The organism is Kocuria gwangalliensis, assembly GCF_039544365.1.
In the GTDB taxonomy this organism is placed as follows: domain Bacteria; phylum Actinomycetota; class Actinomycetes; order Actinomycetales; family Micrococcaceae; genus Kocuria; species Kocuria gwangalliensis.
In genome coordinates this window covers 70,352-91,790 of sequence record NZ_BAABLN010000010.1, presented here as the reverse complement: position 1 = coordinate 91,790, position 21,439 = coordinate 70,352, and the positions used below count along the sequence as shown (strand labels likewise).

At 64.3% G+C, this 21,439-nt stretch carries 21 protein-coding genes; 4 read left to right on the top strand and 17 right to left on the bottom strand.

Going from position 1 to position 21,439, the window contains the following annotated elements; translation table 11 throughout:
- Positions 1-37: 37 nt before the first annotated feature.
- From pstB to pstS, 4 genes are all read right to left on the bottom strand, one after another.
- Entirely contained in the window at positions 38-817 is a 780-nt protein-coding gene (gene pstB / locus ABEA06_RS05450) for a phosphate ABC transporter ATP-binding protein PstB (RefSeq protein WP_345310839.1), read from the bottom strand.
- Positions 818-854: 37 nt separating this feature from the next.
- Positions 855-1,973 carry a phosphate ABC transporter permease PstA gene (gene pstA, locus ABEA06_RS05445; RefSeq protein WP_303382228.1) on the bottom strand — a complete coding sequence of 373 codons (1,119 nt, stop codon included), beginning with the start codon at positions 1,971-1,973 and terminating at the stop codon, positions 855-857.
- On the bottom strand, positions 1,973-2,920 hold the full coding sequence (gene pstC / locus ABEA06_RS05440; RefSeq protein WP_303382229.1) for a phosphate ABC transporter permease subunit PstC: 948 nt from the start codon (positions 2,918-2,920) through the stop codon (positions 1,973-1,975). The genes pstA and pstC overlap by 1 nt, the downstream gene beginning before the upstream one ends.
- A 149-nt stretch (positions 2,921-3,069) precedes the next feature.
- A complete protein-coding gene (gene pstS, locus ABEA06_RS05435) occupies positions 3,070-4,182 on the bottom strand; it encodes a phosphate ABC transporter substrate-binding protein PstS (RefSeq protein ID WP_303382230.1) in 1,113 nt (370 codons plus the stop codon).
- 308 nt (positions 4,183-4,490) lie between these two features.
- On the opposite strand from pstS, the gene ABEA06_RS05430 reads away from it, so the two are divergent.
- The 3 genes from ABEA06_RS05430 to disA all read left to right on the top strand — a co-directional run bounded on the left by ABEA06_RS05430 (position 4,491) and on the right by disA (position 8,237).
- Positions 4,491-5,648, top strand: coding sequence for an FUSC family protein (locus ABEA06_RS05430; RefSeq protein WP_303382231.1), 1,158 nt, complete (start codon positions 4,491-4,493; stop codon positions 5,646-5,648).
- A 46-nt stretch (positions 5,649-5,694) separates the two neighbouring features.
- Positions 5,695-7,086, top strand: a complete 1,392-nt coding sequence (gene radA / locus ABEA06_RS05425; RefSeq protein ID WP_312395378.1) for a DNA repair protein RadA — start codon at positions 5,695-5,697, stop codon at positions 7,084-7,086.
- Positions 7,087-7,160: 74 nt separating this feature from the next.
- On the top strand, positions 7,161-8,237 hold the full coding sequence (gene disA / locus ABEA06_RS05420; protein WP_303382233.1) for a DNA integrity scanning diadenylate cyclase DisA: 1,077 nt from the start codon (positions 7,161-7,163) through the stop codon (positions 8,235-8,237).
- An 8-nt stretch (positions 8,238-8,245) separates the two neighbouring features.
- Here disA and ABEA06_RS05415 read toward each other — a convergent pair whose 3' ends face one another.
- Positions 8,246-8,977, bottom strand: coding sequence for a hypothetical protein (locus ABEA06_RS05415; RefSeq protein ID WP_345310838.1), 732 nt, complete (start codon positions 8,975-8,977; stop codon positions 8,246-8,248).
- Between ABEA06_RS05415 and ABEA06_RS05410 the strand changes: the two genes are divergently transcribed.
- Positions 8,976-9,986 (top strand): HhH-GPD family protein, encoded by a 1,011-nt coding sequence (locus tag ABEA06_RS05410; RefSeq protein WP_345310837.1) that lies wholly within the window; start codon positions 8,976-8,978, stop codon positions 9,984-9,986. The two genes, ABEA06_RS05415 and ABEA06_RS05410, sit on opposite strands and share 2 nt — an antisense overlap.
- 39 nt (positions 9,987-10,025) lie before the next feature.
- Here the strand turns inward: ABEA06_RS05410 and ABEA06_RS05405 are convergent, their stop codons facing one another.
- The 12 genes from ABEA06_RS05405 to folB all read right to left on the bottom strand — a co-directional run bounded on the left by ABEA06_RS05405 (position 10,026) and on the right by folB (position 21,434).
- Entirely contained in the window at positions 10,026-10,544 is a 519-nt protein-coding gene (locus ABEA06_RS05405; RefSeq protein WP_345310836.1) for an amino-acid N-acetyltransferase, read from the bottom strand.
- 112 nt (positions 10,545-10,656) lie between these two features.
- Positions 10,657-13,272, bottom strand: a complete 2,616-nt coding sequence (locus tag ABEA06_RS05400) for an ATP-dependent Clp protease ATP-binding subunit (RefSeq protein ID WP_312395373.1) — start codon at positions 13,270-13,272, stop codon at positions 10,657-10,659.
- A gap of 250 nt (positions 13,273-13,522) precedes the next feature.
- Entirely contained in the window at positions 13,523-13,855 is a 333-nt protein-coding gene (locus tag ABEA06_RS05395) for a histone-like nucleoid-structuring protein Lsr2 (protein ID WP_303383613.1), read from the bottom strand.
- Between the two features lie 257 nt (positions 13,856-14,112).
- Positions 14,113-14,376 (bottom strand): hypothetical protein, encoded by a 264-nt coding sequence (locus ABEA06_RS05390; protein WP_303383612.1) that lies wholly within the window; start codon positions 14,374-14,376, stop codon positions 14,113-14,115.
- A 59-nt stretch (positions 14,377-14,435) separates the two neighbouring features.
- A complete protein-coding gene (gene lysS, locus ABEA06_RS05385; protein ID WP_345310835.1) occupies positions 14,436-15,959 on the bottom strand; it encodes a lysine--tRNA ligase in 1,524 nt (507 codons plus the stop codon).
- A gap of 23 nt (positions 15,960-15,982) precedes the next feature.
- The gene (gene panC / locus ABEA06_RS05380; RefSeq protein ID WP_345310834.1) at positions 15,983-16,825 is read right to left on the bottom strand and encodes a pantoate--beta-alanine ligase; all 843 of its coding nucleotides are present in this window, start codon (positions 16,823-16,825) and stop codon (positions 15,983-15,985) included.
- The gene (locus ABEA06_RS05375; protein WP_345310833.1) at positions 16,822-17,748 is read right to left on the bottom strand and encodes a Rossmann-like and DUF2520 domain-containing protein; all 927 of its coding nucleotides are present in this window, start codon (positions 17,746-17,748) and stop codon (positions 16,822-16,824) included. Before ABEA06_RS05375 ends, panC begins: the two co-directional genes overlap by 4 nt.
- Entirely contained in the window at positions 17,745-19,451 is a 1,707-nt protein-coding gene (locus ABEA06_RS05370; protein ID WP_345310832.1) for a PH domain-containing protein, read from the bottom strand. Before ABEA06_RS05370 ends, ABEA06_RS05375 begins: the two co-directional genes overlap by 4 nt.
- A complete protein-coding gene (locus tag ABEA06_RS05365; protein WP_303382616.1) occupies positions 19,451-19,966 on the bottom strand; it encodes a PH domain-containing protein in 516 nt (171 codons plus the stop codon). Before ABEA06_RS05365 ends, ABEA06_RS05370 begins: the two co-directional genes overlap by 1 nt.
- Positions 19,950-20,507 carry a DUF3180 domain-containing protein gene (locus tag ABEA06_RS05360; RefSeq protein ID WP_345310831.1) on the bottom strand — a complete coding sequence of 186 codons (558 nt, stop codon included), beginning with the start codon at positions 20,505-20,507 and terminating at the stop codon, positions 19,950-19,952. The genes ABEA06_RS05365 and ABEA06_RS05360 overlap by 17 nt, the downstream gene beginning before the upstream one ends.
- A 7-nt stretch (positions 20,508-20,514) precedes the next feature.
- The gene (gene folK, locus ABEA06_RS05355; RefSeq protein ID WP_303382618.1) at positions 20,515-21,012 is read right to left on the bottom strand and encodes a 2-amino-4-hydroxy-6-hydroxymethyldihydropteridine diphosphokinase; all 498 of its coding nucleotides are present in this window, start codon (positions 21,010-21,012) and stop codon (positions 20,515-20,517) included.
- A 17-nt stretch (positions 21,013-21,029) separates the two neighbouring features.
- Positions 21,030-21,434, bottom strand: coding sequence for a dihydroneopterin aldolase (folB, locus tag ABEA06_RS05350; protein ID WP_303382619.1), 405 nt, complete (start codon positions 21,432-21,434; stop codon positions 21,030-21,032).
- Between the last annotated feature and the right edge of the window lie 5 nt (positions 21,435-21,439).

Genomic DNA, 21,439 nt, shown 5'->3' with positions numbered 1-21,439 from the left:
GACGTCGTCGTGGGAGATGCGTTGTAGATGCGAGGGATCAGCCGAACCGGCCGGACACGTAGTCCTCGGTGTCCTTCTGCTGCGGGTTGTTGAAGATCTCCGTGGTGGGCGCGTACTCGATGAGCTTGCCCGGCTTTCCGGTGCCCTCGATGTTGAAGAACGCGGTGCGGTCGGACACACGCGATGCCTGCTGCATGTTGTGGGTCACGATCACCACGGTGTAATCGGCCTTGAGCTCGTTGATGAGATCCTCGATGGCCAGGGTGGAGATCGGGTCCAGGGCGGAGCAGGGCTCATCCATGAGGATCACGTCCGGTTTCACGGCAATGGCGCGTGCAATGCACAAGCGCTGCTGCTGACCACCGGACAGCCCCGAACCGGGCTTGCTCAGACGATCCTTGACCTCTTTCCAGAGGTTGGCGCCGCGCAGGGACGACTCCACGAGCTCGTCAGCCGCCGCGGACGAAATGCGCTTGTTGTTGAGCTTCACGCCCGCCAGCACGTTGTCCCGGATGGACATGGTGGGGAACGGGTTAGGCCGCTGGAAGACCATACCGATCATGGAGCGCACCGTCACCGGGTCCACGCCCTTGCCGTACAGGTCGTCACCGTCCAGCAGCACCTTACCCTTGGCGTACGCACCCGGGATCACCTCGTGCATGCGGTTGAGCGTGCGCAGGAACGTTGACTTACCGCAACCCGAAGGGCCGATGAAAGCGGTCACGGACCGCGCTTCAATGTTGATGTTCACGTCTTCGACGGCCAGGAAGTCGCCGTAGTAAACGTTCAGGTCTTCAACGTCGATTCGTTTCGACATGGTGTGGATTCCTTAGAACTCGTGACTCGATAGGTGCTTAGCGGCCGGCCGTCTTGGGAGCGAAGGCCTTGGCGATCAGCCGGGCGAGAAGGTTGAGCAGCATCACGATCGCGATCAGGATCAATGCCGCGGCCCAGGCACGCTGCAGCGAGGGGTCGGGGTTGGTGGGCGAGGTGGGTGTCATGATCTGGTAGTAGATGTACGTGGGCAGCGTGGTCATCCAGCCGGAGAACGAGTTCCAGTTGATGGCCGTTGCGAAGCCCGCGGTCACCAGCAGCGGAGCGGTCTCACCGATCACGCGCGCAATGGCCAGCGTAACGCCGGAGGCGATACCGGAGATCGCGGTGGGGATGACCACCTTCAGGATGGTGCGCCACTTGCGCACGCCCAGGGCGTAGGAGGCCTCACGCAACTCGTTGGGCACGATGCGCAGCATTTCCTCGGTGTTCTTCACGACCGTGGGGATCATGAGCACGGTCAGGGCGACCGCGGCCACAAAGCCGGTACGGGTGGACGGACCGAACATCATACCGAACAATGCCGCGGCGAACAGGCCGGCCACAATGGAGGGAATACCGGTCATCACGTCCACGAAGAACGTGATGGCCTTACCCAACCACCCGTTGTTGGAGTACTCCACCAGGTAAATGGCGGTCAACAGCCCGATCGGCACCGACATCAACGTGGCCCAGAAGGTGATGGAGATCGTGCCCACAATGGCGTGGTAGGCACCACCCACAACGTCTCCGGGTCCTTCGGCAAAGTTGTCCTGGGCGCCGGTCACGCCGTTCATCGAGGTGAACAACAGGTTGGATGTCAGGCCGGGAATGCCATTGGCCAGCACGGTCCAAATCACCGAGATCAGCGGAATCACGGCCAGGATGAACGCGGTGTAGACCAGGAAGGTCATGAGTGAGTCCGCACCGGCGCGTGATCCCTCGATCGCGCCGACCAGCAGCGGGCCCACGATCAAGAACACGAGGGCGGCGAAAATGGCCCAGGTCGCAATGTTGAAGCCGATGAGCGCGGAAATCGCAGCACCCACCACAATGGCTCCCCCACCGATCGCGGGGATGAGCCACGTGGGCCGCTGACCGCGGGTCAACTTGGACTCGCGCACGGGAGAGGTACTGGGCTTGGTCGTGGTCGTGGACATCAGTTGGCTCCCGAGAATTCCTTGTAGCGGGCAATGATGGCGCGAGCGATCATGTTCACCACCAGGGTGATCAGGAACAGCACCAGACCGGCGGCAATCAGCTCGGACAACCGCAGGCCGTAGGCCTCGGGGAAGTTCAAGGCGATTTCCGCCGCGATGGTCTGGTTACCGGACTTGATCAGCGACGCCATCATGGGTCCGGAGGAGAGCACCAGGGCCACGGCCATGGTTTCACCCAGGGCGCGGCCGAGGGCCAACATCACGGAAGAGACGATGCCGGGGCGCGCGAAGGGCAACACCGACATCCGGATCATTTCCCAGCGGGTCGCACCCAGTGCCAGGGCTGCTTCTTCATGCAGCTTGGGCGTCTGGGTGAAGATCTCGCGCGACATCGCGGTGATGATGGGAAGGATCATGATGGCCAGCACAATGCCGGCGGTCAGCATGGTCTTACCGGTCTGGGACGCGGGGCCTTCAAAGATCGGGATGAACCCCAGGTTGTTGGCCAGCCAGTTGTAGAACGGAACCAGAGCCGGGGCCAACACCGTGGCACCCCACGCACCGTAAATCACGGAAGGAATCGCGGCGAGCAGGTCGATCACGTAACCGACGGACTTGGAAATTCTGGCCGGCGCGTAATGCGAGATGTACAGGGCCACCAGGATGCCAATGGGCGTGGCGATCAGCAGCGCAATGATCGATGCGATCAGCGTGCCGATCACGAGGGGCCAGATGTACGCGAAGAAACCTTCTCCGCCGGTGATCTCGTCCGCCGGCGCCGCGAACGTGGGCAGCGCCTGCATCAGCAGGAACAGCGCCACGGCCGCGAGCACGGCGAAAATCAAGATGCCCGCTGCGAGACTCAACCCTGAGAAAATCGAGTCGCCGGCGCGACCGGCCGCGGAGTTCGTGGTCCCCGGCTTGTGTGCGCTCGCTGTGGTGGACATGTACAGAGTCCCTTCAGATCATGGTCATTTCTGGTGCCTGGGCAACCTACCATTGCTGATCGGCAGGAAGGGGCCCCGGGCGATTCGCGCGCAGACGGCGTCGACGCGTGTCACGCGCCGACGCCGCTGGTGCGCGTCAGGTGGTCAGGTCAGCCCTGAACCGTGATGGAGTCAACTGCTGCGGTGGCCTGCTCGCGCAGGGTCTCTGACAACGGTGCGGATCCCGCGGAATCGGACGCGGTCTTCTGACCGTCCTCCGAAATCACGTAGGACTCGAAGGCCTTCACCAAGTCGGCCGTCTCCTGGGAATCGTACTGGGAGCACACCACGTGGTAGGAGATCAGCACGAGCGGGTAGGCGCCGGCCTCGGTGGTGTCACGCTCGAGCTCGATGGCCATGTCGTGTTCGCTACGGCCCTCGACCTGCTTGGAGACCTCCACGGCCTTGGCTGCTGCTTCCGGGGAGTGGGCAACGTATTCCTCGCCCACCTTGATCTCCACGGTGCCCAGGTCACCCACGGCGGAGGCGTCCGCGTAGGTGATGGTGCCCTCGGTGCCCTGGGTGGTGTTCACCACGCCGGAGGTGCCCTTGTCGTTCTCGGCGGCGTACTCGGAGGGCCATGCCTGATCCGGCTCGTTGGTCCACTCCTCGGGAGCCGCAACGTTGAGGTACTCGGTGAAGTTCTCGGTGGTGCCCGAGTCGTCGTTGCGGTGCACCACGGTGATGCGGGTGTCGGGGAGGTCAGCGTCCGGGTTCTGCTCGGCGATCTCGGGAGCGTTCCAGGTGTTGATCTCGCCCTTGAAGATCTTGGCAATGGTGGGGGCGTCCAGCTTCAAGCTGTCCACGCCGGGCAGGTTGAAGGCCACGGCGATCGGGGAGATGTACACGGGCAGGTTCAGGGCGCCGTCGGAGCCGCACTGCTCCTTGGATTCCTCGTTCTCCTCGTCGCTCATGTAGGCGTCGGAGCCGGCGAACTGGGCGCCGCCCGCGAGGAAGGCGGTGCGGCCCGCGCCGGAGCCGTCCGGGGAGTACTGAACGGTGGCGCCATTGTTGGCGGACTGGAAACCGTTCTGCCACGCGGTCATGGCAGCCTGTTGCGACGACGCGCCAATGCCGGTCAGGGTGCCGGAGACGCTGGACTCGCCGCCACCACTGGACTCGCCGCCTTCGCTGCCGGTCGGGTTGTCCGAGCCGCAAGCGGTCAGGGCGAGGGCGCCAATGGCGAGAACGGCGGCTGAACGGCCGAAGTAGGAAGCCTTCACAGTGTTACCCCTTCATGGAATGTTCCGGCGGTGCCGGTGGATCGCAATGCGACCGGACCCCGGCCGCAACTTCCGCTACGGAACCGAGAATCCGTAGTGGTACACCCGTGACGGTAGGCAGTGGATATGGACAGCGATCTCCGAGAAGGTGAACGAAGGGTAAACAGGTGACGTGTCAGGGCGGTCATTTCGCGTGTCACGTGCGGCTTTGCCGGTCATTGTGAGTTATTGCACATGGTTGGGGGGCGAAATCTCGCGGAGCCTGACCGCGTCGTCGGAATTCTGCGGCCGCTGCCTAAGATGGTGCCATGGCATCGAGCGAGGCGAAACACCCCAGATCCCGGCTTGCTCATGTTCCCTCGGTGCTGAGTCGACGTTCCAAGGCCGGCTGGAACCGTATGCTCAGGGGGTTGTTCCAAGCCGTTCAGATGACCGTGGCCGCAGTGGGTGCGTTCATGATCGCGGAACGGCTTTTCGGCCACGAGGGGCCCATCTTTGCGGCCACTGCCGCCTTGGTTTCGCTGGGGTACGCAAAGGGCGGTCTGCGCTATCGGCGGGTCCTCGAGGTGTCCATCGGCTGCACCCTGGGCATCGTGGTGGGGGACTTTTTGATCCATGTGCTGGGCCACGGGGAATGGCAGGCCGCCGTGGTGCTGCTGATCTCACTCATGCTGGCTCGTTTCTTGGACAACGGCGCCATATTCACCACGCAAATGGGCCTGCAGTCCGTGTTAGTCGTGTTGCTGCCTCCGTCGCAGGACGGTGTCTTTGCCCGCTCCCTGGACGCCGTGGTGGGTTGCGTCTGCGCGCTGCTCCTGGCCTATTTCATCCCGGAGGATCCACGCCGCGAGCCTCGGGAGGACGTACGGAAACTCATCACCGAGTACTCCGAGTTGCTGAGCGAGTGCTCCCGGGCCGTGTCCGATTATGATTCCCGGTTGGCCTGGCACGCCCTCGTGAGGGGACGGCAAACGCAGCCGTTGGTGGATTCCGTGCGAACGGGGTTGAAAGCATCCAAGGAAATTTCCCACGCCTCACCTTTGCACCGGCGACATCGGCAGGAAATCGACACCCTTGACCACTGCATCCACTATCTCGACCTGGCCGTGCGAAATTCTCGGGTACTGGCACGCAGATTGGCCTCGGTGCTGAATCGTGTTTCTCTGGCCGATGAGGCCGTGTCCTCGCTGTCCGAGGTGCTCGCGGATCTGTCCGACGCCGTCGTGAGCCTCGGCAATGCCCTGGCCGTGAGCCACCCGCAATCGCGTGAGAGCTACTTGCGGCAGGCGCGTAATGAACTGTTCTCCGTGGCGGCCCGCTTGGAACCCCACGAGATGGGGGTGCACACCATGGAGGGTGAAGCACTGGTACTGATGATCCGCCCCATGGTGGTCGATCTGATCGAAGCCACCGGCATCAGCCACCAGGTGGCCATCAATCATCTGCCGTCACTCCAGTCGGATTGATGCCACTGCTGCTATGCGTGTCTGACGGAAAAGTTACTGTGAACGCATGAGCACCAAAACCCGCAAATCCTCCGTGTCCTACCGCTGCACAGAATGCGGGTGGACCACCGCCAAATGGGTGGGCCGGTGCGGAGAATGCCAGTCCTGGGGGACGGTCGAAGAGACCGGAGCGGCCCAGGAACATGGCCGTACCCAGGCGGCCCGTTCCGTGGCTCAACCGGCCAAACCCATTGGCCAGATCGATTCCTCCGTCGCGCAGTTCACCCCAACCCACGTCCCCGAGCTGGATCGTGTGCTGGGTGGCGGGCTGGTACCGGGCGCCGTGATTTTGCTGGCGGGCGAGCCGGGCGTGGGTAAGTCCACCCTGCTGCTCGACGCCGCGGCCAAGGTGGCCGGGGGCCGGACCCCCCGAGACGTGCTCTACGTGACCGGCGAGGAGTCCGCCGCGCAGGTCAAACTGCGCGCGGAACGCATTGGGGCGGTCGCGGACAAGCTCTACCTCACCGCGGAAACGGACCTGTCCACCGCGCTCGCTCACGTGGAGGCCGTGAAACCCCAGTTGCTCATCGTGGATTCGGTTCAGACGCTCGCCAGCTCGGAAGTGGACGGCTCCGCGGGTGGTGTCAGTCAGGTCCGCGAGGTGGCGGCCAGCCTCATCCACGCGGCCAAGACCAAGAACATGACTACGTTGCTGGTCGGACACGTCACCAAGGAAGGTTCCATTGCCGGCCCACGGCTGCTCGAGCACCTCGTGGACGTGGTGTGCCAGTTCGAGGGGGACAAGCACTCCCGGATCCGTTTGCTGCGCGCCATCAAGAACCGTTTCGGCCCCACCGACGAGGTCGGTTGCTTTGACCTGGCAGAGACAGGCATTGAATCGGTGGCGGACCCGTCGGGCCTGTTCGTCTCCCGCACTCCCCTGCCCGTGGCCGGCACCTGCCTGAGCGTCACCGTTGAAGGCCGCAGGCCCCTGTTGGCGGAGGTACAGGCCCTGTTGGACAAGTCCAGCACCGCCCAGCCCCGCCGAGCCACCTCAGGTCTGGATGGTTCACGAGTGGCCATGCTGTTGGCTGTGCTGCAGCGTCGGGCGGGTGTCGCTCTGGCCTCCCTGGACTGCTACGTCTCCACCGTGGGCGGCGTGCGGCTCACCGAGCCGGCCACCGACCTCGCGGTGTGTATGGCGCTGGCCTCGGCCGCCCAGGACCGCCCGCTGCCCCAGCGGCTGGTGTGCTTCGGGGAGATCGGTTTGGCTGGTGAGGTCCGGCCCGTCCCGGACATCAATCGTAGGATCCAGGAAGTGGCACGTCTGGGTTTCACCCACGCGGTGGTACCCGCCTCGCCCAGTGGGCCGGGCAAGGTCCCCCAGGGCTTTTCCGTGCGAGAAGTCACCACGGTCAGTCAGGCCATTGAATTGCTCTTCCCTCACCGGGAGCGTTGACGGGGCCCCGGTAGTGCGAGTGACGTCCCATGTCCGGGTGCCGGGTGACTCCGGATAGCACGTAGGATGACGATGTGGTGAAAGCTCAGAATTCGGCTCTACGGAAAACCCTGGCCCGCTTGGCACCCGGAACCCAGTTGCGCACTGGACTCGAACGCATTCTGCGGGGCCGGACCGGCGGGTTGATCGTGCTGGGCTTCGATAAGTCCGTCGAAGCTGTGTGCTCCGGTGGTTTCGACATCGATGCGGAATTCACCCCCACCAAACTGCGTGAACTCGCCAAAATGGACGGCGCCATCGTGTGCGACCGCGACGCCACCCGCATTCTCAAAGCCGGTGTGCAGCTGATGCCCGAGGCCCACATCGAGACCCAGGAATCCGGTACTCGCCACCGATCCGCCGAGCGAACCGCCAAACAAACCAACGTTCCCGTGGTCTCCGTGAGCCAATCAATGAGTGTGATCACCATTTACGTGGGCGACCACCGATACGCCATCGAAGGTTCGCAGGCCATCATGGCTCGGGCGAATCAGGCCCTGCAGACTCTCGAGCACTACAGCAACCGTCTCGAACAGGTCCTGGGTAGCCTCTCCGCCCTGGAGATCGAAGCCGCGGTCACCGCCCGGGATGTCGCCCTCACCCTGCAGCGCATGGAAATGGTGCGGAGAATCTCCGACGAAATCAGCTGGTACGTGCTGGAACTCGGCGAGGACGGCCGTCTGATCTCACTGCAGCTCGAAGAACTCACCGCGGGAAACGGCCCGGGCCCCGGTGTTGTGCTCCGCGATTACCTACCGGAGGAAACACCCGCGGACGTGCTGAGCGAGGCCCTGGAGCAGCTGGCCGAACTGTCACCCGCCGATTTGATCGACCTGCAGAAAGTCGCGGTGGCTGCCGCGCTCATCACGCCGCAGGGCAACCTGGAAGCGGACCTTCACCCGCACGGCTACCGGCTGCTGGAGGGCATCAAGTCCATGCCCCGCGTGGTGGCCAAGCGTCTGGTGGGCCAGTTCGACGGGTTGCAGGCCCTCATGGCGGCAAACCTGGAGGACCTCATGTCCGTGGAGGGCATCGGCGAACAGCGCGCACGCAACGTCCGCGAATCGCTGTCACGCATGGCGGAAACCAGCCTGCTCGAACGCTTCATGTAATCAGCGGGTCACTCCAGAACGAACGTCGCGTTCGGGCTGCTTTGTTCGCCCAGACCCACGCTCAGGTTGTAGTAACCCGCCATGGCCTCGGGCTGATCCGCGGGGCACCCCTCGGCGGTGCGGGTACGGTTCCACGTCAGGCGGGCGTCTTCCTTTTTGCCCGGTTCCAAGGTCACGTCCCGGTCCTCACCGTCCGCGGCGCAGTGGCGGGAATCGAAAATCACGTCCGAACCCGAGGTGACCACATAGCTCATGGCATTGGTGCCCGCGTTGACCTTGCACGGCTCATCACCGGTGTTCTCCATGGTCAGGATCAAAACCGGTTCCTGATCCGCCGGGTAGGTCTGCTTGTCCGTGCCGGCCGTGAGACTCACATTCGCACCGCACTCCTCCACCGCGGCCGGGCTTGCCGACGCCGATTCGGTCGGGGACCCGGCGCTACCGCTCGGGGTGGGTCGGGGCGTGAAATCGGCGAATTTGTTGTTGGGGTCCACGGTGGGTTCCGAGGTGGGCTCGGCCGTGGCCTGGGTCTGTGGTTGCTCGGGCTCCTCCGGGGAGCCGGTCAGTGCGGAGACCACGGATGAAATACCCCAGATCAGGGCCACGACCAACACGAGCAGAACGACCAGGGCGATCACGCGGCGTCTGCGATAAACCGACGGGGGCAACCGGTCCCCGGAATCTCCGTGGGATGCGCCGGAGTTGGTGGAATCACGCTGCTCAGAACCGTTGATTGCCATGAACTCCAGGCTACCGTGGGGACTTATGAACTCGAGCCCCGCGCCCTGCCCTCCGGACCAACTTCACGGCATTCACCAAGCGGTTGTCGAGTGGTTTTCCGAGGCCGCCAGGGATCTCCCGTGGCGCCACCCCGAGTGCTCAGCCTGGGGAGTGCTCGTGAGCGAGATCATGCTCCAACAAACACCCGTGGTGCGTGTCCTGCCGGTCTGGCGCGCATGGTTGGACCGGTGGCCCACGCCGGCCGCTCTGGCTGCGGCTGGCCCCGCCGATGTGGTGCGTGCGTGGGGCAGGTTGGGGTACCCCCGCCGGGCCCTGAGACTGCACGCCGCCGCCACGAGGATCGCGCACCAGCACCGCAATGAAGTGCCGAACAACCACGCGCAGTTGTTGGATCTGCCCGGAATCGGCTCGTACACCGCTGCCGCCGTGGCTGTGTTCGCCTTCGGACAGCGCCACACCGTGGTGGACACCAATATCCGGCGGGTGCACGCTCGCCTGTTCGGCGCCAAAGCGCTGCCGGCCAAGTCGCTCACCGCCGCCGAAACCCGCCTTGCCGATCGACTGATGCCAAAGGACACCGAGCTGTCGGTCAAGTGGAACCAAAGCGTGATGGAACTCGGGGCACTGGTGTGCACGGCCCGCTCCCCCACATGCCATGAATGCCCCGTGTTCGAGCAGTGCGCATGGATTGCCGCGGGCCGCCCGGAACCCGACTACGTGCCCAAGGGGCAGTCCTGGCACGGCACCGACCGCCAGGTGCGCGGTGCCATGATGGCGGTGCTGCGCCACAGCAGTGACCCGGTTCCGGTGAGCCTGCTTCTGACGGATCGATCCGGGGCGGAACAGCTGGCGACCCGGATCGAGAACCCGGGGAGGGACAGCGCCGAACTGCTGGCGAGGCTCTGGTCGTTACCGGCGCCGCCGGAACAACGCGAGCGAGCACTCGACGGCCTGGTCAAGGATGGTTTGGCGAGTCGCCGGGACAACACAGCAAGCCTGCCCGACTGAGCCGGCCGGGCCGCCGGAGTTCGCGCCAATAAACGGCGCTCAACCGGCCACGTGTAACTGTCGGATCATACGCGTGTTGCCCAGGGTGTTGGGCTTCACGCGCGCCAGGTCCAGGAACTCCGCCACGCCCTCGTCGTGCGAACGCAAGAGCTCGGCAAAGACATCGGGACCAATACTTTCCTGGTTCTCCATCACCTCGAAGCCGTGGGCGGAGAAGAACTCGACCTCGAACGTCAGACAGAACACCCGGCTCACCCCGAGCCCTTCGGCACGTTGGATCAGGACCTCGAGCATGCGCCGACCCACACCCCGCCCACGCGCCTTGGCGGAGGTGGCCAGCGTTCGTACCTCGGCGAGGTCCTCCCACATCACGTGCAGGGCACCGCAGCCCACCAGATCGCCGCTCTCGTCCTGAGCGACCACGAACTCCTGGATGTTCTCGTAATAGGTCACGGTGTCCTTGGTGATCAGAATGTTCTCCTGCACCAGGGGCGCCACGAGGGCTTTGATTCCCTGGACGTCCGTGGTCCTGGCGGGGCGAATACTGATCTTTTCCATGCCAAGACTGTACGCCGCCGGGACCGTGGGGCGCGGGTTAAACGCCGCGAGCGGCGTCGTCACCCCGGTCAGGATGACGACGCCGCTCGCGGCGTTCTCGGGTCCGCTCGCCCTAGGCCTGGGCCTGGGCGGGGCCGTCCCCCAGGCCACCCGTGTTGGGTGAGCGCGGGACGTCCTTGCCGGACTGGCTGTCGTCGTTGTCGAGCAATGACGGGGTGCTCTGAATCTTTTCGAGCTCCTCGTCCGACAGCTCCGCCATGGGGATGGACTCGAACGTGAACTCTCGCTCGTCGCCCTCGCCCTGGACGTCCACCGTGATCTTCTCGCCGGAGGAGATCTCCCCGAACAAGATCTTCTCGGACAGTTGATCCTCGATCTCGCGCTGGACCGCACGGCGCAGCGGGCGGGCACCCATGGCCGGATCGTAGCCCTTCTCGGACATGAGCACCTTGGCGGCGTCCGTGAGAGCAATGGACATGTCCTGCTCGCGCAGTCGCTGCTGCAACCGGGCGACGAACAGGTCCACGATCTTGAGGATTTCGGCCTGGCTCAGCTGCGGGAACACGATGGTCTCATCCACGCGGTTGAGGAACTCGGGGCGGAAGTGGTCCTTGAGCTCCTCCTGCACCTTGGCCTGCATGCGCTCGTAGGACGTGGCGGTGTCACCGCTGGCCTGGAAGCCCACGGGAACGGTACGGGAAATGTCCTTGGTACCCAGGTTGGTGGTCATGATGATCACCGTGTTCTTGAAATCCACCATGCGACCCTGCGAGTCGGTCAAGCGACCGTCCTCAAGGATCTGCAGCAGCGAGTTGAACAGGTCCTGATGGGCCTTCTCGACCTCGTCGAAGAGCACCACGGAGAACGGCTTGCGGCGCACCTTCTCGGTGAGCTGGCCGCCCTCTTCGTAACCGACGTAGCCCGGAGGGGCACCGAACAGGCGCGAGACCGTGTGCTTCTCCTGGTACTCGGACATGTCCAGGGTGATCAGGGCGTCCTCGTCACCGAACAAGAACTCCGCGAGCGCCTTGGCCAGCTCGGTCTTACCGACACCGGTCGGGCCGGCGAAGATGAACGAACCACCGGGGCGGCGCGGGTCCTTCAGACCCGCACGAGTACGGCGGATCGACCGGGACAGCGCCTTGATGGCCTCGTTCTGACCGATGACGCGCTTGTGCAGCTCGTCCTCCATGTTCAGCAAGCGGCCGGACTCTTCTTCCGAGAGCTTGTACACGGGAACACCGGTGGACGCGGACAGGACGTCCGAGATGACCTCGGGGGTGACCTCGGAGATCTGGTCGTCGCCGTCGCGCCAGGCTTTGTCCTTCTCCTCGCGTTCGGTGATGAGCTTCTGCTCGTCATCACGCAGCGAGGCGGCCTTCTCGTACTCCTGACCGTCGATGGCGGCTTCCTTGGCACGCTTGGTGTCCGCGATCTTCTCGTCCAAGGCCTTGATCTCCGGCGGCGCCGTCATACGCTTGATGCGCAGGCGGGCACCGGCCTCGTCGATCAGGTCGATGGCCTTGTCCGGAAGGAACCGGTCCGAGACGTAGCGGGCGGACATGTGCACGGCGGCGTCCAGCGCCTCGTCCGTGATGGACACGCGGTGGTGGGCCTCGTACTTGTCGCGCAGGCCCTTGAGGATCTCCACGGCGTGCGCCTCGGAGGGCTCATCCACCTGGATGGGCTGGAAACGACGCTCGAGGGCGGCGTCCTTCTCGATGTGCTTGCGGTACTCGTCCAGCGTGGTGGCACCAATGGTCTGGAGCTCACCGCGAGCCAGCATGGGCTTGAGGATGGACGCAGCATCAATGGCGCCCTCGGCGGCACCGGCACCCACCAGGGTGTGGATCTCGTCGATGAACAAGATGATGTCACCGCGGGTACGGATCTCCTTGAGCACCTTCTTCAGGCGTTCTTCGAAGTCACCGCGGTAGCGCGAACCCGCGACCAATGAACCGAGGTCCAGGGTGTACAGGTGCTTGTCCTTGAGCGTCTCGGGAACGTCTCCGCGCACGATCGCCTGTGCCAGACCCTCGACCACGGCCGTTTTACCGACACCGGGTTCACCGATCAGCACGGGGTTGTTCTTGGTACGACGTGAGAGCACCTGCATCACGCGTTCCATTTCCTTGTACCGGCCGATCACCGGGTCAAGCTTGGACTCGCGCGCGGCGGCGGTGAGGTTGCGACCGAACTGGTCCAGCACCGCGGAACCCGCGGGGGTGCCCTCGGCACGGCCGCCGTTCCCGACCCCGGCGGCTTCTTTCTCGCCACCGGCATTACCGGACTGATAACCCGAAATCAGCTCGAGCACGGTTGCCCGCACCTTGGCCGGATCGGCGCCCAGCTTGATCAGGACCTGGGACGCCACACCCTCGCCGGCCCGAATGATGCCCAGCAGGATGTGTTCGGTGCCGATGTAGTTGTGACCCAGCTGCAATGCCTCCCGCAGCGAGTGCTCCAACACCTTCTTGGCACGGGGCGTGAAGGGAATATGGCCGGACGGAGCCTGCTGGCCCGGTCCAATGATGTCTTGTACTTGTTCGCGCGCCGAGCTCAGGGTGATGCCCATCGAGTCGAGAGCTTTGGCTGCTACGCCTTCGCCCTCGTGAATCAAACCGAGCAGCAGGTGCTCGGTACCGATGTAGTTGTGGTTGAGCATCCTGGCCTCTTCCTGGGCCAGCACGACCACCCGGCGGGCGCGGTCGGTGAAGCGTTCGAACATGGATACTCCTCTATTGATGTCTGCCAACGATGCTAGGCACCCGAACGGCATTTCTGGGCACTGTTCGCCACTGGCGCACGATGTACCGCCCAGAGCTAAACCCGGTTGCGCCGGGCAACAGCAACGGCCGGAGCGCACCCCGAGGTGCAGTCCGGCCGGATGGCTGCCCGCCGGGAAACATCGTTCCCGGCGGAGAAATCCGATTCACGCTGAAGCTCTGTTCTTTCCTCAGCGGATCGGACGTGGCTACTTACTTGTGAGCGTCGTAGTACTTGTCCTGAATGTCCTGGTGGATACGGCCGCGATCGGACACCTGCAGGCCTTGTTCCTTGGCCCAGGCACGGATCTTGGGGGTCTCGGGATTACCCGAACGCGTGGGACGAGTGGTGGCCCCGCGATTGGTCTTGGCCGACGCGCGGCGTGCCTTGGACACGTAGGGTCGCAGCGCTTCACGCAGCTTGGTGGCGTTAGCGGAGTTCAAATCAATCTCGTACTGTCCGCCGTCGAGACCGAAACGAATGGTCTCATCTGCGGAACCGCCGTCGATGTCATCTTCAAGAATGATCTTGACTGTCTGTGCCATGTCGGTTCCTCCTCACCACCCCGAAAAAGGGTGGCGTCAAAATTAGTGGGCTATTGCCTGTGGTGTGTGATCTCTGGTCCGGAAGTCACTCAATGCGCCACGATGCGTGTACCTGTCCCCCGCTTAACCCCTATTGTTTGCGGTGGTCTTTGCGATACTCGGACTCCGCACACTAAGCAGACAAGGACACGCGTGTTTCACGGGCTCCTATCATGACACGATGAGTCGATAATGTCACGATGGGATAATGCGCCGCGTTATTTGTCCTCAGAAGTATCGCGGATGGGAATGGAGTTCTTCAGCCCTAATCCGCGCTTTCTCTTAGAGCTTACTTCTTGGTATCCAAAGGGGACATTGTCTCCTTCGCGTTCACGCACTTCTTCATACCAGCGCTCGGCGTCCTTCTCGACATTGGCCTGAGCAGAACGTTCTGCCCGGTCACCGCGAAAAAGCCACCGCATGACCAGGTAGAAAATAAGGCCCACCCCGAGAGAAGGCACAAAAACGGACAAGTACTCCATGACGCTTAGTATCCTCTACTGCCCTGAACGAGAACTGATATTGACCTGATGGTATTCACTCACTCGGGCTTCATGAGCGGGAACAGAATGGTCTCTCTGATGCCCAGGTCTGTGAAAAGCATGATCAGGCGGTCCAGGCCCAGCCCCAGGCCGCCCATGGGCGGTGCGCCGTACTCCAGGGCCCGCAGGAAGTCCTCGTCCAACTGCATGGCTTCAACGTCACCGGCGGCGGATTTCGAGGACTGTTCGGTGAGGCGCTGACGTTGAATCACCGGATCGATCAGTTCGGAGAACGCAGTACCGCGCTCCATACCGCCGATAATCAAATCCCATGCTTCAATGAGACCCGGCTTTTCGCGGTGCTGGCGCGCGAGCGGCTGCGCGGAGGGCGGGTAATCGTAAACAAATGTGGGCTGAATCAAGGTGGGCTCCACGATTTCCCCGAACAGCTCCACCGCGAGCTTTTCGGCATCCCACGCGGGATCCACGGAGATTTCGCGTTGCTGGGCAATCTTCCGCAGGGTCTCGGCGGGGGTGTCCGGAGAGATTTCCTGACCCACGGCCTCAGACAATGCCGGGTAGACGGAAACCCATTTCCATTCGCCGAAGAGCTCGATGCGCCCCTGGTCAGTGTCAATGCCTTCCACCCCGAGTGCGGAGGCGCACGCCTGAATAACTTCTTTGATCCGCTCGGCCATGACGAATTGATCGGCATAGGCCTCATAGGCTTCCAGCGTGGTGAACTCTGGGCTGTGTGTTGAATCCACGCCCTCGTTACGGAATACCCGCCCGAGTTCGAACACCTTTTCAATACCGCCCACCACGGCACGTTTCAAGTACAGCTCGGTGGCGATACGCAGTGTCATGTCCTGATCGAACGCATTGAGGTGCGTTTCGAAAGGTCGCGCCGCCGCGCCACCGTGGATGAGTTGCAAGATGGGAGTTTCGATCTCGATGTACCCGCGGTCCTCCAGCACACGGCGCACGGTGCGGGTGATCAATGACCGGGTCAACACCACTTCGCGGGCCCGGGGGCGCACGATCAGGTCCAGGTAGCGCTGGCGCACCCGGGTTTCCTCGCTGAGTTCCTTGTGCAAGGTGGGCAGCGGGCGCAGTGCCTTGGAGGCCATGCGCCAGGAATCGGCCATGACGGACAGTTCACCGCGCCTGGAACTGATCACGCGGCCGGTGACCGCCACGAAATCGCCGCGGTCCACCTGGGCTTTCCACGCGGCCAGGGCTTCCTCGCCCACGTTCGCCTTGGAGATCATGACCTGCAGCCGCGTGCCGTCACCCTCATGAAGGGTGGCGAAGCACAGTTTGCCGGTGTTGCGCACGTGCATCACGCGTCCGGCAACGGTCACGACGTCGTTAGTTTCCTCGCCGGCCTCCAAATGCTCGTGGCTTTGGCGCACCTGGGCCAGGGTGTGGGTGCGGTCAACACTCACCGGGTAGGCGGAAACACCCGATTCCTCGATGGCCTGGCGCTTGGCGGCACGGAACAACATCTGGTCGTTGAGTTCGTGCTCGGAAAGCTCCGGCGTGGAATCTGCTGCTGGGGTGTTATCTCGCTGCTCGGTCACAATTCTCCAGGATAGCGGTCAGATCAAATCTTCATATTATCGATGAGGCGGGTGGGACCCACCCATGCCGCGGCCAACGCCAGGGCACCCGCCCGTGGGGGGGTCTCCGCGAGCGTATCGGGGTCCACGGTCACCAGGTAATCGAGTGTCACCCCTGGTTCCCCGTCGATGGTGTTCCGGGCCTGCTCCAGAGTGAGTTCACCCGCCGCCAGGGCGCGCAAGGTGCGGTTGAGAACCAAGGCGTGGGCGGCGTCGTCGGCGGTGAGGTACTGGTTGCGGGAGGACAGCGCGAGGCCCTCGCCGGAACGAACGATGGGCACCGGGCGGATGTGCACGCGGTGATTGAAATCACGGACCATTCTTTGGATGAGCAGTAATTGCTGGGCGTCCTTTTCCCCGAAGTACGCGCGGAAGGCGATGCCCGGGCCGGGTTGGACGATCATGAAGAGTTTGTTGACCACGGTCAGGGCGCCGTCGAAGTGCCCGGGGCGGGTGGTTCCCTCAAGGACCGACCCCGCTCGCCCGGAGGTCACCGAGATCACCGGCACGCCGCCCGGGTACATTTGCTCGGTGCTCGGGGCAAAGACCACGTCCACACCGCAGTCGGCGAGCGCGGAGACGTCCCGTTCCAGGTGCCGCGGGTAGCTGTCGAAGTCCTCGTCGGGGCCGAACTGCAGTGGGTTCACGAACACCGACACCACCACCAGGTCATTTTCGTCCCGGGCCGTCCGCGCAATGCGCAGGTGCCCGTCATGCAACGCCCCCATGGTGGGGAACAGCCCCACGCTGGTCACGCCCTGGGACACACGCGTCTCGAGCGCGTCCCGCAGCTCCGCCACGGTGGTGCACACCACGGGTCGAGTCACTGAAAGTCCTTCCCATCGAGCGCGGCCAGCACCGCGCGGTACGTTGTGTCGTCGATCCGCTCGGAGGCCGCGGCCCGCTGCGCCGTGAGCCTTCCCAGCGCCCGGTAGCCTTCGAGCAGGTCGTGGCCCGCCGACGACGCCGCCCGGTCCGGTCCCGCAAGTTCCGCCAGGGCGGCCACGTGGGCGGCCACCGTGGTGACGTCTCCGCGGGCCACCGGCCCGGTCAGGGCGTTCTCCCCGGAGGCCAGGGCGTTGTCGACCGTGGCTCGCACCAGCGGGCCGAGCATCCGATCCGGTTCTTCGACACCGATCTCATGCAGTAGCTGCATGGATTGGCCCATGAGGGTCATCACGTGGTTGGACCCGTGAGCGAGAGCCGCGTGGTAGAGCGGCCGGTCGGCCTCGGCAATCGCCACGGGTTCGGCACCCATTTCCACCACGAGCGCCTGGGCAATGGGTAGGACGGGTGCCGCCGCGGTCACCCCGAAGCTGCAGTCCGTGAGCCGCTGCAGGTCCAGACTGAGACCGGTGAACGTCATGGACGGGTGGATGGCCAGGCCGATGCCACCGGCCGCGCGCACCGGTTCGAGAACGTCGGTTCCGAAGCGACCCGCGGTGTGCACCACCAGTTGTCCCTGTTGCCAGGCGCCGAGCTTGCCGAGCCCGTCCACCAGGCCCGGCAGTTGGTCATCGGGCACGGCCAGCAGCACCAGCTCGCTGCGTTCCACGATGGTGGTCACGTCGAGCACCGGAACATCGGGGAGCAGGGCATCCGCCCGTTCCCTGCTCGTTTCGGAGTGGGCATGCACGCCCACCACGGCGTGCCCCGCCGCGCGCAATGCCGCACCCAGGACGGAACCGACCTTTCCGGCGCTGATGATGCCCACGCCCAATCGTCCCGGGCGCTGTTGTGGCTCGTTCACTGGATCTCCTCGCGTGAGCGCTGTGCGTTGTCTTGATTGGTGCGTTCCCTGGCGGCGCGTGCCGCATCCGTCTGGCGAACCATCAGGTCCCGAGCCTGTTGTGCATCCAGGTGATGCACCACGGTGGTCACCGGCCCGGCAATCATATGGGCGTGGATGCTGGCGATGCGCATGCGGCGCTCGATGGGGCCCTGTTGCAGCCCGAGTGACTGGGTCTTGTGATGCGGAATCACGCTCACGTTGCGGTTGAGACGCCCCCACCGCAATGACAACACCGCGTCATCCATGGCAAATCCCGTGCGCCGCCAGGTCAGAGGGTCCAGCCACCGAGCCCGTCGAGGGCTTGTAATGTAGTTCGCGCCCCCGTCGATCCCGTTGAGCCCGTCACGCACGAGTTCCGTGGGCGGCTCGGCAAGGGGCAGTACCAGCTCGAGGATGTCCGCCACGTTCTCCGGGGTGCCCACGGGCAGCACGAGCGAATGCAGTCCCTCCAGGTCATCCAGGCCGCCTTTGCCCGCGGTGATCACCTTGACCCTGTGGCCGTCGAAGACCCGCCAGAGCACGGGTTTGCACACCTGCAGCGCCTGCACCCGACCGACCGGAATGGTCGAGGAGCGTTCGTTGAGCAGACCGGAGCGGACTCGCACACCCACCTGCACCTGGCTGAGCGTGAATCCCCAACTGCTTTCCAGCCTGTTGTAGAGCCCCGAAACAATCATGACCACCACGGGCAGGTAACTGGGGATCAAGACGCGCAGAGCCTCCGGGTTCCACTGCCACACCACCACGGCAACCACGGCGAAGAACACCGCCGAGACGGTGCTCCATGAGAGCAACAGGCTCAATAACACGCGGCTCGTGGGCACGGTGAACACGCGGCGCTGCTGATCCTGGTCATCCTGGTCCGAGAGCAGACCCAGCCGCGCGGCGGCGCGCACCTCGCGGGAACGTTCCTCCGCGGCGCTCACCCCCCGGTTGTCGTGCGGGTCTGCGCATTGCGCGCGGTACTGCCGGGCCTGCGGCGAGTGGTCCCACGGCGCCGGGGCGGGCGCATCGACCTGCGGCGCGGGACCACCGAACGCCGGGCGGGCGGCGTCGTACCCGTGGCCGTCCCGGGAGCCCACCTGAGTCGCCGGAGCGGACCGGGAGGCCTCACGAACGGCACTGAGCAATTGATGACGCAGTTCCCGTGCTTTATCGCGGCGCAGGTACGACAGTTCCAGGGCGCTGCTACCGCCGTCCGCCACGTCGAATTTCAGGGAGGCCAGGCCGAAGATGCGCGGAAGCAGCTTGCGTTCGATATCGATGCCCTGCACCCGATCCAGCCGTGCTTGTCGCTGGGTGCGGAAGATCGCCCCGTTGCGGAACCGCACGTGTTCCGAGGTGATCTGGTAGCGGGTGAACCACCACGAGAGAACACCCAGGCCGATGACCAGGCCCACTACCCCGCACAGCACCGCGGCCACCAGACCGATCCCCACCAGCTGAATCGTTCCGGCGAAGTCCACGTCCAACGGGTCGCCGTAGACCACCGCGGCCAGTACGTCGTCCAGGAAAATATTTCCCACGCCCCACACCAGGGCCACGATCAGCAGCCAGCTGCGCACGTACGGCGTGAGCGGGTGGACACGCAGCCATTGCCCCTCGGGAGACGGCCGCACCGCATTGGTTCCGGCCGGGTCGTTCGTCCTGGCGGCGCCCATCACAGCCCCACCATGAGCTCTTCTCCCCGGCGCGTGAGCTCCTCGCGCAACCGGTCGGCCTCCGCGCGGGGTAGACCGGGCAGATTGGCGTCCGTACTGGCGGCTGCCGTGTGAAGGGTCAGGTCCGCCAGCCCGAAGGCGTTGAGCAGCGGCCCGGTCTTGATGTCCACGTACTGCATGCGCCCGTAGGGGACCACCGTGACGCTGCGGAAAATGATGCCCTTGCGCAGCCACAGTTCGGTGTTCTGCTCCGCGTAACCAATGGCGCGGACCCGGCGCGGAATCAGGCACAGGTCAATGATTCCCCAGACCAACACAATGGCGGGCGGGTACCACCGCCAAAGATCGGACGGGCTGCCCCAGATCGACAGCAGGGCCAGAATCATTGGGACGCCGGTGATCAGCACCCAGATCAGGGTGCTGATGGCCGCAGAAATGAGCCTCACCTTGATGTAGTCGGGTGAAACGCGTTTCCACGCGAGTCCCCGCGGGCCCAGGTCATTGATGTCGGGCATAGCCTCCCTCTCCGGCGGTGTAAGGATCTTGCCGCCCACCGTACGGGGTGTCCTTCTCCGCGTCGGGATCATCGGGAGGCAGCTTGCACCAATTCTCGACGACCCAACCGACCACCATCAGCAGCGCCCCGGCCACTACTTGCGCCACGCACAACCACAGAGATTCCTGGGTCGTGCGCGCTCCCAACAACATCACCTGGTCCACGCCGATCCCCGCGTGCCAACCGGCCGTCAGGGCCCCGTAATAGGCCACCGCCTGGGCCGCCGCAGCGGTGCCCACGCCCCACACGGGGTCGTACGGCTTACGGTCGGCGGGAGCTCGACGACGCCGCCGACGCTCGCCCTCGGGATCCCGGTACGCGCGCAGTCGCAGACCAAGATAGACCAACACGGCGGCCGCCGCCGCCTCCGCCAGCAAACTCCCCCACGGGAGGATCAGCATCGACTGGCTCTGCCCCGTGAGCGCCTGATTGATGCTCCACCCCACCACCGCGGCGACGAGGGCAACGACCACGAGGGACAGAACGGTCAAGTAGCGCATGGTCGAATCAACTCCGTTCCGTATCCTCGCACACCGTGAAATTCGTGGTGGTCAGCCCCGCCACGTCGGGGGCCCTGCGGGCCAGTTCCCGCACCCATTCTCCGCCCAGTCGAGCATCCGGATCCAGGCGGGCCCACGGGACCAGGACGAAAGCGCGCTCATGTGCCCGCGGGTGGGGCAAGGTGAGCTGCGGATCCTGCCGTTCGACTCCCTCGAAGCAAATGATGTCCAGGTCAAGGGTGCGAGGCCCCCAACGAACCAGCCGTTCACGACCGTGTTCGTCCTCGATCTTCTGACACGCCCGGAGCGTCTGTTCGGGACCGAGTTCCACCTGGAGTTCGACCACCGCGTTGTAGTAGTCCGGTGATCCCTCAGGCCCGCCCACGGACTTGGTACTGACCACGGGCGAGCAGCCGAGCACGGTGATTCCGGGAGTGCCGGCCAAACCGGCAACGGCCGAGCGCAACACGGCCAAGCGGTCCCCCAGATTCGCTCCCAAAGCCACCACGCACCGGGCTGCCACTACTGGACCGCCGTTTCCCGGGTGCGAAAAATCGTGACGGCAACGTCCGCGAACGTGACTTCAATGGGCGCCTTGGGTTTGTGCACCGTGACCTCGAGCGCCCGAATCATGGCGAACTGCTGGAGCAGCTCCGCGGCGATTCGTTCCGCGAGGGTCTCGATGAGCTGGTACCGGGGACCGATCACGATCTCCCGGACCAATTCGGCCACTTCCCCGTAGTGGACGGTGGCGGTGAGCTCGTCGGTTTCACCGGCGGCCTTCAAATCCACGTACATGACCAGGTCAACGAAGAACGGTTGACCGGTGCGGCGTTCCTTCTCGAAGACACCGTGATATCCCACGGCTCCCAAGCCGGTGAGTGTAATGCGGTCGTGGTGGCTCAGTTCCGCAGGGGAAGAAATCATCGGTG

Coding starts and splice junctions, on each gene's coding strand:
- pstB (WP_345310839.1), bottom strand. CDS start 817: ATGTCGAAACGAATCGACGTTGAAGACCTGAACGTTTACTACGGCGAC.
- pstA (WP_303382228.1), bottom strand. CDS start 1,973: ATGTCCACGACCACGACCAAGCCCAGTACCTCTCCCGTGCGCGAGTCC.
- pstC (WP_303382229.1), bottom strand. CDS start 2,920: ATGTCCACCACAGCGAGCGCACACAAGCCGGGGACCACGAACTCCGCG.
- ABEA06_RS05430 (WP_303382231.1), top strand. CDS start 4,491: ATGGCATCGAGCGAGGCGAAACACCCCAGATCCCGGCTTGCTCATGTT.
- radA (WP_312395378.1), top strand. CDS start 5,695: ATGAGCACCAAAACCCGCAAATCCTCCGTGTCCTACCGCTGCACAGAA.
- ABEA06_RS05410 (WP_345310837.1), top strand. CDS start 8,976: ATGAACTCCAGGCTACCGTGGGGACTTATGAACTCGAGCCCCGCGCCC.
- ABEA06_RS05415 (WP_345310838.1), bottom strand. CDS start 8,977: ATGGCAATCAACGGTTCTGAGCAGCGTGATTCCACCAACTCCGGCGCA.
- ABEA06_RS05405 (WP_345310836.1), bottom strand. CDS start 10,544: ATGGAAAAGATCAGTATTCGCCCCGCCAGGACCACGGACGTCCAGGGA.
- ABEA06_RS05400 (WP_312395373.1), bottom strand. CDS start 13,272: ATGTTCGAACGCTTCACCGACCGCGCCCGCCGGGTGGTCGTGCTGGCC.
- ABEA06_RS05395 (WP_303383613.1), bottom strand. CDS start 13,855: ATGGCACAGACAGTCAAGATCATTCTTGAAGATGACATCGACGGCGGT.
- ABEA06_RS05390 (WP_303383612.1), bottom strand. CDS start 14,376: ATGGAGTACTTGTCCGTTTTTGTGCCTTCTCTCGGGGTGGGCCTTATT.
- ABEA06_RS05370 (WP_345310832.1), bottom strand. CDS start 19,451: ATGGGCGCCGCCAGGACGAACGACCCGGCCGGAACCAATGCGGTGCGG.
- ABEA06_RS05365 (WP_303382616.1), bottom strand. CDS start 19,966: ATGCCCGACATCAATGACCTGGGCCCGCGGGGACTCGCGTGGAAACGC.
- ABEA06_RS05360 (WP_345310831.1), bottom strand. CDS start 20,507: ATGCGCTACTTGACCGTTCTGTCCCTCGTGGTCGTTGCCCTCGTCGCC.
- folB (WP_303382619.1), bottom strand. CDS start 21,434: ATGATTTCTTCCCCTGCGGAACTGAGCCACCACGACCGCATTACACTC.